Raw genomic sequence first — 17309 nt, forward strand, 5'->3', positions numbered from 1 at the left:
ATGCGTTTACACAGGAATCTGGTTTTTGCGGTCATTGATGCGCTACACCTTATCTTCAATGAAAAAGAATATGCAGATAAGGTCATTGAAAAAGTGCTGCGGTACGATAAGCGTTGGGGAGCACGTGATAGAGGTTTTATTGCTGAAACCACCTATGATATTGTTCGGTGGAAACGTTTGTATGCCGAAATCGCTGAAGTTCGTGAACCCTTTTCAAGAGCGCAATTGTTTCGTTTGTTTACGGTTTGGTGTGTGTTGAAGGGCATTCGATTGCCAGACTGGAAGCAATTGGAAGATACCCCGGAACGTCGCATCAAGGGAAGATTTGATGAACTTTCAAAAATCAGAAAATTCAGGGAATCAATTCCTGATTGGTTGGATGAATTGGGAGAACAATCATTAGGTGAAAAGCTTTGGACCAAAGAAATTGGTGCATTGAACAAACAGGCCGAAGTGATTCTTAGGGTGAACACCATAAAAATCCAAAAAAAACAACTACAAGCTTTGCTTGCCGAAAATGAAATTGAGACCATTGCAATCGACAGCCACCCTGATGCGCTAAAACTAAAGGAACGCAAAAATGTTTTTGTTACCGAAGCTTTTAAAAATGGTTTTTTTGAGGTACAGGATGCCTCGTCTCAATTGGTAGCTCCATTTTTGGAAGTGGAACCCGGGCAACGTGTTGTGGATGCATGTGCCGGTGCTGGGGGGAAAACCTTGCATTTAGCTTCCCAAATGGAAAACAAAGGGCAACTTATCGCTTTGGATATTTATGAAAGTAAATTGAAAAAACTTAAAAAGCGGACAAGGCGAAATGGTGTCCACAATGTGGAAACCCGCATAATCGACTCAACCAAAGTCATTAAAAAACTACATAATAGTGCTGACAGACTTTTATTGGATGCCCCCTGTTCCGGTTTGGGTGTAATAAAACGAAATCCAGATTCTAAGTGGAAATTGGAACCCGAATTCATTGACCGTATTATGGGCATTCAACAAGACATACTTCAGAACTATAGCAAAATGGTAAAAAAAGGTGGTCAAATGGTCTATGCGACATGCTCCATATTACCACAAGAGAATACGGAACAGGTCAACTCTTTTCTGGAATCCGAAAGCGGTAAAGATTTTAAACTGGTCAGAGCGCAAAATGTCTACGCATCAGAAAGTGGTTTTGATGGTTTTTACATGGCTCTTTTGAAAAGGGAAGGATAAACCCCCTACTCTTTTAAAGTGGGATATTCCACACCCAATTGCTCCAAATATGAGTCATATGTGGTTTCATCATAGTAAAATTGTTCAAGAGCAGACCTAAACTGGTCTTGTTTGTCTTTGTTTAGATAAATAGGTGGCATATCGTCCTCAGAAATCATGGGTTCAAACTTGGTTTCCTTGGTTTGTTCGTTGTTGAAATAATCCCATGACTGTTTAAGTAGCTCAGGATCAAGTAGAAAATCGAGAATTGTCATGGCCTCTGCTTTGGCCCCGGCCACCACACCTTTATGCGCTATGGGTGTAGCCATTGCAATGGCATTGCTCCAATGATGGCCTTGTAAGCCAGGGATGTTTGAAGGAAAACGCATGGTTACGGTCGGTACTTTCCATGAAATATCACCAATATCATCAGATCCACCACTTATAGGATCTACCACCGGCAAACCAATGGTATCCAATTTTATCGCCAATCCTTCAATTTTTTTGGAGTTCACCTCCTTTTGCACTGCTTTTGCCAAAGTTTGGTCAGCCTCGGACCATTTAGGAAGTCCTACTTTTTTAATGTTCGCATACATGGTCTCCGCGATCACTTTATTAAAGTGTCTTGGCCATGCGGCACCTAAAACTTTTGATTTCATTGTGGTGCCTGTCATTAATGCCGCTCCTTTTGCCATATCATTGGCCGTAGCATACATTTCCATGATTCCTTCATATTCAATATCTCTAAAATAGAACCAAATAGATGCCTTTGAAGGTACCACATTAGGTTGGTCACCGGCATCAGTAAAAATAGAGTGCGAACGTCGTAGTGGATGTAAATGTTCCCGTTTATAATTCCATCCAATATTCATAAGTTCTGCCGCATCCAGTGCGCTTCGCCCACGCCAAGGAGAACCGGCTGAATGGGCTGCCTCTCCTTCAAAAGAATATTCTACAGAGATTAGTCCTGTACCCCGAGCTGGACCATAACTTACACTCAAATTGTTGCTTACATGCGTAAAAATGCACATATCAATATCATCAAAAAGGCCATCGCGAACATACCAAGCCTTTGCAGCTACTAATTCCTCTGCAATTCCGGGCCAAACGACAAGTGTCCCGCCAATTTGTTCACGTTCCATGATCTTCTTCACGGCCAAAACTGCTGAAATATTTAGGGGAATACCAGAATTATGCCCTTCACCATGACCAGGCGCGCCATCAACCATAGGTTTGTGGTAAGCAACGCCAGGGTATTGAGAAGCTTTGGGAATACAATCCACATCACTCCCAATGGCAATTACAGGACCCTCACCATTGCTCCATTTGGCAAACCAAGCCGTGGGGATTCCTGATATGGAATTTTCAATACTAAATCCGTTATCTTTTAGAATAGCAGTAAGGTATTTGGAACTTTCTACTTCTTGAAAGCCAAGTTCAGCAAAGCTGAAAACTTTATCCACCATCACCTGAGCTTGCTTTTTATCAGCTTCCACCAAAGCGGCCACCTCAGCTTTCAATTTGTTGATTTTGGATTTCGAGTATTTCTTTTGAGCATATAGCGATGAAATACTTAACAAAAAAAGCAATACAACAGATACGCCTTTTAAGGCATGATGATTATGTTTCATTGGATTGAATTTGAATTAGCTAACAATCCTTCTAAAATACTAAATAAAAGTATGAATCAATTTATAGGGTTAAACTAACTAAGCTCGAACAGGAAAGAAGCATAAATTCATGAGTAGCCATCAAAAATCAGTTTCACCACTAACCGGCAAAACTATCAACACTTCTCCGTTAACAACTCTCCTATTCCATAGATCAAAATTCAAGCTAAACTCGTAAATTTGCACTTTCTTAATCTGTTCAACAATTAGGCTGATATGATTCATTTCTTCGGGGACGTGGCAACTAAGGTATTTGCCGTCCAGACTGCACAAGAAATTGCACCAAAAGACATTCAAAAACTAACATGGTTATTCGCCTGTCCCGAACTTGTTTCGGGAACAACCAACAAACCTTTGGCGTCTCTTGACGCCTTTTTTATTGGCCCCCGTGCTGCCATGATAACGCCCTGGAGTACCAATGCCACCGAAATAACGCAGAACATGGGTGTTGAAGGCATCCTTCGGATAGAGGAATTCCATACAGTTAACGAAGATAATCAGGACCACGACCCCATGCTTTTCCAAAAATATAATGGGTTGAACCAAGATATCTTTACCATTGATATTGTTCCCGAATCCATTTTGGAAATTAAGGATATAGCTGCTTATAATAAGCAAGAAGGTTTAGCTCTTAATGCTGACGAAGTTGCGTATTTGGAAAACCTATCCGATAAGCTGGGCAGAAAATTGACAGATTCCGAGGTTTTTGGGTTCAGTCAGGTAAATTCGGAGCACTGCCGACATAAAATTTTCAATGGCACTTTTGTAATAGATGGTGAAGAAAAGCCGACTTCTCTTTTTAAGCTTATCAAAAAGACATCCGAAGCAAGCCCAGACAATATCGTTTCTGCCTATAAAGACAATGTAGCTTTCATTAAAGGCCCAAAAGCGGTTCAGTTTGCACCAAAAAGTGCCGACAAGCCCGATTTTTATGAAGAAAAAGATTTTGATTCTGTTATATCGTTAAAAGCAGAGACCCATAATTTCCCTACAACCGTGGAGCCGTTTAATGGTGCTGCAACAGGTTCCGGAGGGGAAATTCGTGACAGATTGGCCGGCGGAAAAGGCTCCTTGCCCCTAGCAGGAACCGCAGTTTATATGACCTCTTATTCCCGATTGGAGGAAAACCGTCCATGGGAAAATGGAATGCAAGAACGTGACTGGTTGTACCAAACCCCGATGGATATTTTAATAAAAGCTTCCAATGGCGCTTCTGATTTTGGAAACAAATTTGGCCAACCCCTAATTTCTGGTTCAGTGCTAACTTTTGAACATAAGGAAGAAGTGCGACGTTTGGGCTTCGATAAGGTTATTATGCTTGCGGGCGGAATCGGTTACGGAAAAGCTGATCAAGCCTTAAAAGATACCCCCAATAAAGGCGATAAAATTGTCATACTAGGTGGCGATAACTACCGAATAGGTATGGGTGGTGCAGCTGTTTCAAGCGCCGATACTGGTGAATTTAGTTCAGCCATCGAATTGAATGCCGTTCAACGCTCCAATCCCGAAATGCAGAAAAGGGCTTCCAATGCCATTCGCGGCCTTTTGGAAAGTCACGATAATCCCATTGTCTCCATCCATGACCACGGTGCTGGTGGTCATCTCAACTGTTTATCAGAATTGGTGGAAGAAACAGGAGGTATCATCAATACAGATAAGCTTCCCGTAGGTGATCCCACGCTCTCTGCAAAAGAACTCATTGGTAACGAATCCCAAGAAAGAATGGGATTGGTTATTGGTGAAAATGATATGGAACTTCTTGATCGCGTTACAGCTAGAGAACGTTCACCCATGTACGATGTGGGTACGGTTACCGGAGATCATCGATTTACATTTGCCTCGCAAAAAACAGGTGAAAAACCGATGGATTTGGAGTTGTCCGATATGTTCGGAAGCTCTCCAAAAACCATAATGGAAGATATTTCATTGAACAGGGTCTATGACAGCGCTGATTATAGTTTGGAATATTTCCACGATTATTTACAGCAAGTGCTGCAGTTGGAAGCTGTGGCATGCAAAGATTGGCTTACCAACAAGGTAGACCGATGTGTGGGTGGTCATGTGGCCAAACAACAATGTGCAGGCCCTCTCCAACTACCGTTAAATAACTGCGGAGTAATGGCCTTGGATTTTAAGGGCAAAGAAGGAATTGCGACCAGTATCGGACATTCCCCAATTTCAGCGTTAATAGATCCATCCGCGGGAAGTAGAAATAGTATCGCAGAAGCGTTGACCAATATTGTTTGGGCCCCGATTAAAGGTGGTTTGCAGTCCGTTTCGCTCTCTGCAAATTGGATGTGGCCTTGTAAAAATGAGGGCGAAGATGCTCGATTATACGAAGCTGTTGAAGCTGTTTCCAATTTTGCCATTGAGTTGGGAATCAATGTCCCCACGGGCAAAGATTCGCTTTCCATGAAACAGAAATACAAAGATGGAGATGTAATTTCTCCCGGTACCGTGATCATCTCGGCAGCGGCAAATTGCAATGATATCACCAAAGTTGTTGAGCCAGTTCTCCAAAAAAGTGGTGGGGATATTTATTATATAAATATTTCCGAGGATAATTTTAAATTGGGGGGCTCCTCTTTTGGTCAGATACTGAACTCCATTGGCAACGAAACCCCAACAGTTGTAGATTCCACCTATGTCAAACTTGTTTTCAATACGCTACAACAACTTATAAAAGACGACATGATCCTTGCCGGACACGATGTTGCTTCTGGTGGCTTGATAACAACATTATTGGAAATGTGTTTTGCGGACAACGACTTGGGAGCAAACCTTGATTTGTCTGCGCTTGGCGAACAAGATGTGATCAAGCTCCTGTTTTCAGAAAATGCCGGGGTCGTCTTCCAATCCAAAGATAATTCCATTGAAAAAGTTTTCACTGACGCTGGAATCGATTGCAACAAAATAGGCTCCGTAAGTACCGAAAGCAATCTGAATATCAAAAACAACGGTATCGAAATTGGATTGAATGTTACTTCGCTTCGCGATACTTGGTTTAAGACCTCCTACTTGCTGGATGATAAACAAACAGCAAATAATCTGGCGAAAGAGCGGTATGATAACTACAAGAACCAGCCCCTAAACTATACATTCCCTTCAAATTTCGAAGGCAAGCTGTCACCAAGAGCGCAGTCGAGAGGAGAACGACCCAAAGCAGCCATCCTCAGGGAAAAAGGTAGCAACTCAGAACGTGAAATGGCCAATGCCATGTATTTGGCAGGTTTTGATGTGAAAGATGTACACATGACCGATTTAATTTCGGGAAGGGAGACTTTGGAGGACATTCAATTCATCGGCGCTGTAGGCGGTTTTTCAAACTCAGATGTTTTGGGAAGTGCCAAAGGTTGGGCAGGTGCCATCAAGTATAATGAAAAGGCGAACAAGGCCATTAGGGATTTCTTTGCTCGTCCTGATACCTTATCCGTTGGAATATGCAACGGTTGCCAGTTGTTTATGGAGTTGGATTTGATCAATCCTGATCACGAAACTCATGGTAGACTGACCTATAACGATTCCAACAAGCACGAGAGTAATTTTACCTCCGTCAAAATCCAAGAAAACAACTCGGTGATGCTTTCTTCATTAGCTGGTACAACTTTAGGTGTTTGGATTTCGCATGGTGAAGGTAAATTTAGTCTTCCGCATGCTGAAAGTGAATATGACATCGTGGCCAAATACGGTTATGATGCATATCCTACCAATCCAAATGGAAGCGACTATAACACCGCTATGCTGTGCGACAAAACGGGACGCCATTTGGTCACCATGCCGCATATTGAACGTTCTACATTTCCGTGGAACTGGGCACACTATCCAGCGGATAGAAACGACGTTGTTTCCCCTTGGCTACAAGCATTTATCAATGCCAAGGAGTGGATAATGCAAATGAAATAACTATTTTTAGAGACTAACTAGTAACTTTAATACCCACAAATGAACACCAAAACCCGTTATACAAAGGGAATATTCTTCCTCTGTGCAATGTTCCTTCTTTTAACAACAGGATGTGTACGTAAACATAGAAGTTTTTCTGCTGCAGAAATCAACTTGTTGCCCCAACCCAATGAGGTTATATTATCTGAAAATTCTTTTGGCCTGACAGAAGGAATGGCCATTGCATTCTCAGATGCTGAAGTAAACAAAGTTGCTCATAAGCTCGGCAAAGACCTGAAAGCTAAAACTGGCGTGCAGGTTAAGGTGTCTGATTCGGAAAACGGAGCTATTGCATTTAAACTTGTTACCGATATGGAGGGAGAAGCTTATCTCTTAGAAGTTACTCCTAAAAATATAACTATCTCAGCAAGTTCTTCTGCTGGCTTTTTCTACGGAAGCGAAACGCTAAAACAATTGCTCACGAAGGACACGGAAGAATCGCCATGGTTGGTTCCATCAATCACCATTAAAGATGCACCAAGGTTTGGATGGCGAGCTTATATGCTCGATGAGTCACGTTATTTTCACGGAGCCGATTTTGTAAAACAACTATTGGATCAAATGGCATCGCTTAAAATGAATGTTTTTCATTGGCACCTTACCGACGATGCCGGTTGGCGAGTTGAAATAAAAAAGTATCCCAAGCTTACCGAAATAGGATCATCCCGAACAGATTCGGAAATCGAAACCTGGGGAAGCGGCAAACTATCAGGAAAACCCCATGCTGGGTTTTATACACAAGAACAAATCAAGGAACTGGTGGCTTATGCAGCCGAAAGACAGATTACCGTGATTCCAGAATTTGAAATCCCCGGACACAGCAGCGCAGCCATTGCTTCTTATACTTGGCTTGGCACAGCAGGAAAGGACATCGATGTCCCTGTTAAGTTTGGACGTCATTATGATAATTACGATGTAACCAATCCCAAAGTAGAGCAGTTCGTGAAAGATGTTTTATTTGAACTTTTCGAACTCTTTCCATCCGAAGTTATTCATATAGGTGGTGATGAAGTAGGTTACGAAGTTTGGAACGAATCAAAGCATGTACAAGATTACATGAAGGAGCATGGAATAAAAACCGCAGCCGATCTACAAATACAGTTCACTAATAAAATTTCAAATTTTATTGAGCAACATGAAAGACGAATGATGGGGTGGAACGAAATTATGGGAAAAAATATCCATGATGATTTTGAAGAAAAGAAGGATGATGTTGAAGCAGAAACAGCATTGGCCAAAAACGTAGTGGTTCATTTTTGGAAGGGAGACCTAGAATTGGCCACAAGTGCTGCGCAAGAGGGGTACGGCATCGTTAACTCCCTTCACAGCAATACTTATCTCGACTACAACTACGAAAGTATTTCATTGGAAAAAGCTTACGGATTTGACCCTATCCCTGAAGGTTTGGAGCCTAAATACCATCAAAACATTTATGGCCTGGGTTGTCAAATGTGGAGCGAATGGACCCCTACCAACCAAGATGTGGAACGGCAAACATTCCCAAGAATTGCTGCATATGCTGAAGTTGGCTGGACAAAACCAGATAACAAAAACTTTGAGAGTTTTAAAGAGGCCTTAAAGTTGAAACAACAAGAATGGGATACTTTAGGAATCAACTACGCAAAAGTTATGGAGTAATAGCTCCCTCCTTCAATTTTTGAGGGTAGTTTTCTATACCAATATTAAACAAATGGGCCTTTTATATAAAAGGCCCATTTTATTTCTTTCCAATTGACTATTTATCAATTGATATAGGGGTTAATTAAATTTTCCATTTTAAAATCCCGCTTCCTTTCCCTATTTTGCAATTACTTTACAGAAACTTACTATGCAAAAAGTTACCCGCTTATTCGATTTTCCATATTACTCCCACGAAAAATACAATTTATCCAATGCGCTTGTGACCAAGGTCGGGGGAAACTGGGTGGGTACCTCTTCCCAAGAATATATCGATAAGGCAAATGCCATTAGTAGGGGTCTGTTAAAGCTTGGCGTTGAACCCAATGATAAGGTTGCCATTATTTCCATGACCAACCGCACTGAATGGAATATTGTGGATATTGGTATACTTCAACTTGGCGCGCAAAATGTTCCTATCTACCCAACAATTTCTGAAGAGGATTATGAGTACGTATTGAACCACTCAGAGGCCAAATATTGTTTTGTTTCCTGTGGAGAGGTGTTGGAAAAGGTACTATCGGTCAGTTCCCGACTTAAAAAATTAAAAGATGTTTTTTCTTTTGATGATTTGGGAAATTGTAAAAACTGGACAGAAGTTCTTGAACTGGGTAAGGACACCTCCAACCAAGAAACCGTTGAGCAACGAAAAGCGGCAGTAAATCCAGAAGATTTAGCTACCTTGATTTATACATCCGGTACTACAGGACGCCCAAAGGGCGTAATGCTTTCACACAATAATATTGTTTCCAATGTGGTTTCCAGTGAAAAAAGAGTACCGTTCGATTCTGGGGGCAAAGCGTTGAGTTTCCTCCCTGTCTGTCACATTTTCGAACGTATGATCTTGTATCTCTATCAATATTGTGGTGTACAGGTCTATTTTGCTGAAAATCTTGAAAAAATAAGCGATAACCTCAAAGAGATTAAACCAAATGTAATGACCGTAGTGCCAAGGCTTTTGGAAAAAGTCTACGACAAAATCATTATGAAGGGCACCGAGCTCACCGGCATAAAAAAGAAGTTGTTCTTTTGGGCTGTTGAGTTAGGATTAAAATACAAGCCTTACGGCCAAAATGGCTGGGTTTACGAGAAAAAATTAGGAGTGGCCCGAAAGCTCATCTTTAGCAAATGGCAGGAAGCTTTGGGTGGAAATCTTGATATTATGGTATCTGGCAGTGCTGCCCTTCAACCCAGACTGAGTCGCGTGTTCGGTGCCGCTGCAATTCCTGTTATGGAAGGATATGGACTTACCGAGACCTCTCCTGTAATCTCGGTAAACGATCAGCGCAATCATGGATGGAAAATTGGATCTGTCGGCAGGATTATCGAAGGTGTGGAAATCAAAATTGCTGATGACGGTGAAATTCTTTGCAAAGGTCCCAATGTTATGATGGGCTATTACAAAGATCCAGACAAAACAGCAGAGGTGCTTAAAGGAGAATATTTTCACACGGGAGATATCGGGGAAATAGATGCAGAAGGATTTCTAAAAATTACGGACCGCAAAAAAGAGATGTTCAAAACGTCAGGAGGGAAATATGTCGCCCCACAACTTTTGGAAAACAGATTTAAACAATCACGTTTCGTTGAACAGATCATGATTGTGGGAGAAGGTGAAAAAATGCCCGCGGCACTTATTCAACCTAATTTTGAATTTCTATATGAATGGGCGAACAGACATGACATAACCTTGGGTGAAAACTCCGATATTATTTTAAATGAAAAAGTAATCGCCCGAATTCAAGAAGAAATTGATGTGGCCAACGAAGATTTTGCCAAATGGGAAAAAGTAAAACAATTTAGGCTCACGCCTGATGTATGGAGCGTAGATGATGGGCATTTGACCCCAACCATGAAACTTCGTCGAAAAATTGTAAAGGAAAAATACATAGATCTTTACAACAATATTTATGGTCATTAGTAGACAGCACTACTTTCCAACCTAGAATTAAAGGGCTCAAATTGATTTTTGAGCCCTTTTAATTTCCCCTAGTTATTAATTATAATTTATTATGCATGCATAATAAATTTTTGTATATTTGATCATACCAAACCGGATTTATGAAAGAGTTGACCATTGACTATGCATTAAGGGCTACATGGCAGGCCGTAAGTAAGATGTACAATGAAGAGGCCAAACATTACGGACTTACCATGGCAATCGGCTTCACACTCTTGAGCATTGATCCAAAAAAGGGAACACCCAGTACAGCTTTAGGCCCTAAAATGGGCATGGAAGCCACAAGTTTATCCCGAATTCTAAAGAGCATTGAAGAAAGAGGTTATATCCAAAGAAAACCAAACCCAAAAGATGGACGGGGTGTACTTATCCATTTAACAGCTTTAGGGTTGGAGAAGAGAAAAGATTCAAAAGATGTTGTACTTCGTTTCAACGAAGTAGTAAAGGAAAATATATCACAAGATGATTTGACTGGTTTTTTTAGAACCGCCGAAATCATAAACAAATTGATAATAGAAAAGAAAGTTTATTCAAAAACAACTAATTAATTCTAACTCATAGATGAAAAGGCATATCAACAAAGTTGCCGTAATAGGCTCTGGTATCATGGGTAGTGGCATAGCCTGCCATTTTGCAAATATCGGTGTCGAAGTTTTATTATTGGACATTGTTCCACGAGAGCTCAGCGACAAAGAGAAAGCTAAAGGATTGACCTTGGAGAACAAAATTGTTCGAAACCGCTTGGTCAACGATTCTTTGACCACTGCCCTTAAATCCAAACCCTCACCTATTTATCATAAAAAGTTTGCCGAAAGAATTACTACGGGTAATCTTGAAGATGATATTGCAAAAGTTGGCGATGCAGATTGGATTATTGAGGTCGTTGTAGAACGTTTGGACATTAAGAAACAGGTTTTTGAAAATCTGGAAAAGCACAGAAAGTCGGGCACCTTAATTACTTCCAATACTTCCGGAATACCCATTAAGTTTATGAGTGAAGGTAGAAGTGATGACTTTCAAAAACACTTCTGTGGGACACACTTTTTTAATCCCGCCAGGTACCTTAAACTTTTTGAGATTATTCCCGGTCCAAAAACTTCCAAAGAAGTTCTTGACTTTTTAAATGGTTATGGAGAGCAATTTTTAGGAAAAACCTCAGTGGTGGCCAAGGACACCCCTGCTTTTATCGGAAATAGAATAGGAATTTTCAGTATCCAAAGCCTTTTTCATGCGGTGAAGGATTTGGAAATGACCGTTGAGGAAGTAGACAAACTCACTGGACCAGTTATCGGCAGACCAAAATCCGCCACCTTCCGAACTGTAGATGTGGTAGGGTTGGATACCTTGGTGCATGTTGCCAACGGAATACATGAAAATTGCACGGATGATGAAAGATTGGAACTTTTTCAGTTACCAGATTTCATCAAAACCATGGTAGACAACAAATGGTTGGGCAGTAAATCCGGACAGGGCTTTTATAAGAAAGTAAAAGGTGAAAATGGTAAAAGTGAAATCCTTACACTGGATTTGGACACCATGGACTATCGCTCAAAAAAGAGTGCCAAGTTTGCTACATTGGAGTTAACAAAGACCATTGACAAAGTAGTTGACCGCTTTGCCGTTTTAACATCGGGTAAGGATAAAGCAGGCGAATTTTATCGAAAAAGCTTTGGAGCCCTTTTCGCATACGTCTCACATCGAATCCCAGAAATATCTGATGATCTCTATAAAATAGACGATGCCATGAAAGCTGGTTTTGGCTGGGAGCACGGACCTTTCCAAATCTGGGATGCCGTTGGATTGGAAAAAGGTCTGGAATTTATTCAAGCTGAAAATTTAGAGGCAGCTTCCTGGGTAAATGAAATGAAGGAAGCTGGAATTAATTCTTTCTACTCCGTCAAAGATGGAGCAACCTATTATTATGACATTCCCAAAAAGACCATGGAAAAAGTTCCTGGTCAAGATGCCTTCATCATTTTGGATAACATAAGGAAGTCCAACGAGGTCTTTAAAAATAGTGGCCTTGTTATCGAAGATTTGGGAGATGGAATCCTTAATGTAGAATTCCAATCCAAAATGAACACCATTGGGGGTGATGTGTTGGCGGGGTTGAACAAAGCTGTGGACATCGCGGAAAAAGATTTCCAAGGATTGGTTGTGGGCAATCAGGCTGCAAACTTCTCCGTGGGCGCCAATATCGGAATGATATTTATGATGGCCGTTGAGCAAGAGTATGATGAATTGAACATGGCCATCAAGTATTTCCAAGATACGATGATGCGCATGCGTTATTCTTCAATCCCAACTATTTCTGCACCTCACGGAATGTGTTTAGGTGGAGGCTGTGAGCTTACGTTGCACGCAGACAAGGTGGTTGCAGCAGCTGAAAGTTATATTGGTTTGGTTGAATTTGGAGTAGGAGTTATTCCAGGTGGTGGCGGTTCCAAGGAAATGGCCTTGAGAGCATCGGATACCTTCCGAAAGAATGATGTAGAACTCAATGTACTGCAAGAATATTTCTTGACCATCGGAATGGCCAAAGTATCTACATCGGCCTATGAAGCCTATGATTTAGGAATACTTCAAAAAGGGAAAGATGTAGTGGTTGTGAATAAAGACCGACAAATAGCTACGGCTAAAGCATATGCCAAACTAATGGCCGAAGCAGGATACACCAAGCCTCCAAAGCGAACCGATGTTAAAGTGCTTGGAAAACAGGCCTTGGGGATGTTCCTGGTAGGAACTGATTCCATGGAAGCAGGACACTACATTTCGGAACACGATAAAAAAATCGCAGATAAATTGGCATATGTAATGGCGGGCGGAGATCTGTCAGAAGCCAGTTATGTTAGTGAGCAATATTTGTTGGACTTGGAAAGAGAAGCATTCCTATCATTATGTACCGAAAGAAAAACATTGGAACGTATTCAACATATGTTGAAAACAGGAAAACCGCTTCGGAATTAGTCTGTGAATCATGAGAAATGAGTATTGAGTTGTTAGTATGAACAAAGTTGAAAATTTAAAAATTTGGAGGAAAGCAATAGAATTGGCCAAAATGGTCTATGTTTTGGAGACTGAACTTCCGAGTGATGAAAAATTTGGGCTTACTTCACAATTGAAAAGAAGTGCGGTTTCAGTTTCGTCCAATATTGCAGAGGGTGCTGGAAGAAATTCAAAAAAAGAATTCAAACATTTCTTGAGTATTGCCAATGGTTCATGCTACGAACTACAGACCCAATTGATTCTTTTAATTGAATTGAATCTCATTGAAAAAGCTAAAGTTGAACCTGTAATTGACCTATGTTTTGAAATACAAAAAATGAATTATAGTCTTCAAAAAAGTTTGGTTGAAGCAGAACTCAATACTCAGTACTAAAAATTACTATCTAAATAAAATGAAAACAGCATACATCGTAAAAGCATATAGAACAGCAGTTGGCAAAGCTCCTCGAGGTCTATTCCGATTTAAGAGACCGGACGAATTGGCCGCCGAGACCATTGAACATATGATGAAAGAATTGCCTAATCTGGACAAAAAAAGAATTGATGACGTAATCGTGGGCAATGCAATGCCTGAAGCCGAACAAGGTCTGAATATGGCTCGATTAATCTCTTTAATGGGATTAAATATTGATGACGTTCCAGGTGTTACGGTCAACCGTTATTGCGCATCTGGATTGGAAACCATTGGGATTGCAACCGCAAAGATTCAGTCCGGAATGGCAGATTGCATTATTGCCGGAGGTTCGGAAAGCATGAGTTATATTCCCATGGGAGGATACAAACCCACTCCGGATTATGCAACTGCCAAGGAAGGTCATGAAGACTACTATTGGGGTATGGGACTTACTGCCGAGGCTGTGGCAAAACAATTCAATGTTTCTAGAGAAGACCAAGATGTATTCGCCTATAGTTCCCACATGAAGGCCTTAAAAGCTCAAGAGGAAAATCGATTCCAAGATCAGATTGTTCCCATTGATGTGGAGCACACTTTTGTAAATGAAGCTGGGAAAAAAGAAACCAAAAATTATACAGTAAATAAAGACGAAGGGCCAAGAAAAGGAACCAACATCCCTACCTTAAATAAACTTCGCCCCGTATTTGCTGCTGACGGAAGTGTAACTGCGGGAAACTCCTCCCAAATGAGTGATGGTGCGGCATTTGTAATGGTTATGAGTGAGGAAATGGTCAAAGAATTGAACCTTGAACCCATTGCACGATTGGTCAATTACGCAGCTGCGGGAGTTGAGCCACGAATAATGGGAATTGGTCCTGTAAAAGCCATTCCAAAGGCGCTAAAACAAGCTGGGCTAAAGCAAGAAGATGTTGATTTGATAGAACTTAATGAAGCTTTTGCGTCCCAATCCCTTGCCGTAATCCGGGAGTTGGGTTTGAACCCAGATATCATCAACGTAAATGGAGGTGCAATTGCCTTGGGCCATCCTCTAGGCTGTACAGGCGCTAAATTGTCCGTGCAACTCTTTGATGAAATGCGCAAAAGGGAAATGAAAGGCAAATATGGTATGGTTACCATGTGCGTTGGAACGGGACAAGGAGCCGCTGGTATTTATGAATTTTTGAACTAAAATGTAGAAACTAGAGTCAAGAAAAAAGAGTCAGAGAATGAGAAGGCACAATTTTAAAAAACTCAAAATCTGGCAAGAAAGCATGGAATTGGTCAATGAAACGTATAAAATGGTAAATGTGTTCCCCAGCAAGGAAAAATTCAATTTGATTTCGCAGTTAATGCGATGTGCAGTTTCAATACCTTCAAATATTGCTGAAGGAACAAGCAAATCCACCGATAAACATTTGAATAAATGTATCGAGGATAGCCTTGGATCATCATTTGAATGGGAAACCCAACTTATCGTTGCTCTCAATCAAAACTATATCTCCAGAGAGAAGTTTGATCAATTAGAACATAAAATTCAACAATTACAAAAAATGATTACAGGTTTTCAAAAAGGATTGGATATACAATCTTGATTCTTGGATTCCTGAGTCCTAAAATTAACAAACTATGAGTACTGAGACCCTAAACAAAGATATCCTACGAGGTGGACAGTTCTTGGTGAAAGAGACCAATTGTGAAGACGTATTTACCCTCGAAGACCTTTCGGAGGAGCAAAAAATGATGCGAGAGAGCACCAAAGAGTTTGTAGATAGAGAACTCTGGGCGCATTGGGAACGATTTGAGAAAAAAGACTACGCATATACTGAGGAAACCATGCGAAAAGCTGGTGAACTTGGTCTTTTGAGCGTTGCCGTGCCAGAAGCCTATGGCGGAATGGGAATGGGATTTGTATCTACCATGTTGGTGTGTGACTACATTTCAGGTGCAACCGGTTCGTTTAGTACTGCCTTTGGAGCACATACAGGTATTGGCACTATGCCGATTACGCTATATGGGACAGAAGAGCAAAAACAGAAATACGTCCCCAAATTGGCCACTGGCGAATGGTTTGGTGCATATTGTTTAACAGAGCCAGGTGCTGGTTCCGACGCCAATTCAGGAAAAACCAAGGCTGTACTTTCAAAAGATGGAAAGCACTACAGCATCACCGGACAAAAAATGTGGATTTCCAATGCTGGATTCTGCAATCTATTCATTGTTTTTGCGCGAATTGAAGATGACAAAAATATTACTGGTTTTATTGTAGAAAATGACCCTGAAAATGGTATCACCTTAGGTGATGAAGAAAAAAAACTGGGGATTCACTCCTCCTCTACCCGTCAAGTGTTTTTCAATGAGACCAAGGTTTCGGTTGAAAATATGTTGTCAGAAAGAGGTAATGGGTTCAAAATTGCGATGAATGCCCTTAATGTGGGAAGAATTAAACTGGCAGCAGCTTGTTTGGAAGCCCAAAGACGCGTACTGACAGAGGCTACCAAATACGCCAACGAACGCATACAATTTAAGACTCCCATTATCAATTTTGGTGCTATAAAGGCTAAAATAGCCGATATGGCCACCAATGCCTACGCAGATGAGTCGGCTTGTTACCGTGCGGCCAAAAATATCGAAGACCGGATTGCCATCCGTGAAGCCGATGGAAATTCCCATCAAGAAGCAGAACTCAAAGGAGTAGAGGAATACGCCATTGAATGTTCCATTCTTAAGGTTGCAGTTTCAGAACACGTACAACATACAACCGATGAAGGAATCCAAATTTTTGGAGGAATGGGCTTTAGTGCAGACACCCCAATGGAATCGGCATGGAGAGATGCTCGAATTTCCAGGATTTATGAAGGAACCAATGAAATCAATAGAATGTTGGCTGTTGGCATGTTGGTAAAAAAGGCTATGAAGGGTCATGTAGACCTTTTAGGTCCGGCCACCGCAGTGGGTGAGGAATTGATAGGCATTCCGTCCTTTGACACTCCAGATTTTTCAGAACTATTTGCTGAGGAAAAGGATTTGATTTCCAGATTAAAAAAGGTCTTTTTGATGATTGCCGGAAGTGCCGTGCAAAAATTTGGGCCGAGCTTGGAAGAACATCAAATGCTACTGCTATCGGCCTCAGATATTTTGATACAGGTTTATTTGGCAGAATCCACTATATTGCGTACGGAGAAAAATACTAAAAGATTTGGAGAAGATTCCCAATCTGCGCAAATTGCGATGTCCAAATTATATCTGTACAGAGCGGTAGATATTATTAACCAAAAAGGAAAAGAAGCAATAGTCAGTTTCGCTGAAGGTGATGAACAACGAATGATGTTAATGGGACTTAAACGCTTTACGAAATATACAAATCAACCCAATGTCGTGGCACTACGCACACAGATAGCAGACAAAGTCGCTGCGGATAATGGGTATACCTTTGACTAATTCAAATAATGCTTAAACAAAGCTGATT

The 17309-nt window shown here is 41.0% G+C and carries 11 protein-coding genes; 10 read left to right on the forward strand and 1 reads right to left on the reverse strand.

Translation table 11 applies throughout. The annotated features are described in order from the left end of the window. The gene (locus IAG46_RS04495; protein ID WP_190809120.1) at nucleotides 1-1215 is read left to right on the forward strand and encodes an RsmB/NOP family class I SAM-dependent RNA methyltransferase; all 1215 of its coding nucleotides are present in this window, start codon (nucleotides 1-3) and stop codon (nucleotides 1213-1215) included. Between the two features lie 5 nt (nucleotides 1216-1220). Here IAG46_RS04495 and IAG46_RS04500 read toward each other — a convergent pair whose 3' ends face one another. After that, nucleotides 1221-2825, reverse strand: coding sequence for an amidohydrolase (locus tag IAG46_RS04500; protein ID WP_190809121.1), 1605 nt, complete (start codon nucleotides 2823-2825; stop codon nucleotides 1221-1223). A 255-nt stretch (nucleotides 2826-3080) separates the two neighbouring features. On the opposite strand from IAG46_RS04500, the gene purL reads away from it, so the two are divergent. The 9 genes from purL to IAG46_RS04545 all read left to right on the forward strand — a co-directional run bounded on the left by purL (nucleotide 3081) and on the right by IAG46_RS04545 (nucleotide 17281). Beyond that, nucleotides 3081-6767, forward strand: coding sequence for a phosphoribosylformylglycinamidine synthase (purL, locus tag IAG46_RS04505; RefSeq protein WP_190809122.1), 3687 nt, complete (start codon nucleotides 3081-3083; stop codon nucleotides 6765-6767). Nucleotides 6768-6806: 39 nt separating this feature from the next. Continuing rightward, nucleotides 6807-8444, forward strand: coding sequence for a beta-N-acetylhexosaminidase (locus tag IAG46_RS04510; protein ID WP_223826573.1), 1638 nt, complete (start codon nucleotides 6807-6809; stop codon nucleotides 8442-8444). A gap of 190 nt (nucleotides 8445-8634) precedes the next feature. Continuing rightward, a complete protein-coding gene (locus IAG46_RS04515) occupies nucleotides 8635-10404 on the forward strand; it encodes a long-chain fatty acid--CoA ligase (RefSeq protein ID WP_190809123.1) in 1770 nt (589 codons plus the stop codon). A 140-nt stretch (nucleotides 10405-10544) separates the two neighbouring features. Then, nucleotides 10545-10991 carry a MarR family winged helix-turn-helix transcriptional regulator gene (locus tag IAG46_RS04520; protein WP_190809124.1) on the forward strand — a complete coding sequence of 149 codons (447 nt, stop codon included), beginning with the start codon at nucleotides 10545-10547 and terminating at the stop codon, nucleotides 10989-10991. 13 nt (nucleotides 10992-11004) lie between these two features. Next, nucleotides 11005-13410, forward strand: coding sequence for a 3-hydroxyacyl-CoA dehydrogenase/enoyl-CoA hydratase family protein (locus tag IAG46_RS04525; protein ID WP_190809125.1), 2406 nt, complete (start codon nucleotides 11005-11007; stop codon nucleotides 13408-13410). Between the two features lie 37 nt (nucleotides 13411-13447). Beyond that, nucleotides 13448-13822 (forward strand): four helix bundle protein, encoded by a 375-nt coding sequence (locus IAG46_RS04530; RefSeq protein ID WP_190809126.1) that lies wholly within the window; start codon nucleotides 13448-13450, stop codon nucleotides 13820-13822. A 19-nt stretch (nucleotides 13823-13841) separates the two neighbouring features. Continuing rightward, complete coding sequence (locus IAG46_RS04535) at nucleotides 13842-15032, forward strand: acetyl-CoA C-acyltransferase (protein ID WP_190809127.1); 1191 nt, start codon at nucleotides 13842-13844, stop codon at nucleotides 15030-15032. 37 nt (nucleotides 15033-15069) lie between these two features. After that, nucleotides 15070-15435, forward strand: coding sequence for a four helix bundle protein (locus IAG46_RS04540; RefSeq protein WP_190809128.1), 366 nt, complete (start codon nucleotides 15070-15072; stop codon nucleotides 15433-15435). Between the two features lie 34 nt (nucleotides 15436-15469). Beyond that, on the forward strand, nucleotides 15470-17281 hold the full coding sequence (locus IAG46_RS04545; protein WP_190809129.1) for an acyl-CoA dehydrogenase family protein: 1812 nt from the start codon (nucleotides 15470-15472) through the stop codon (nucleotides 17279-17281). Nucleotides 17282-17309: the final 28 nt, after the last annotated feature.

The organism is Flagellimonas sp. S3867 (genome assembly GCF_014698935.1).
Taxonomy (GTDB): Bacteria; Bacteroidota; Bacteroidia; order Flavobacteriales; family Flavobacteriaceae; genus Flagellimonas.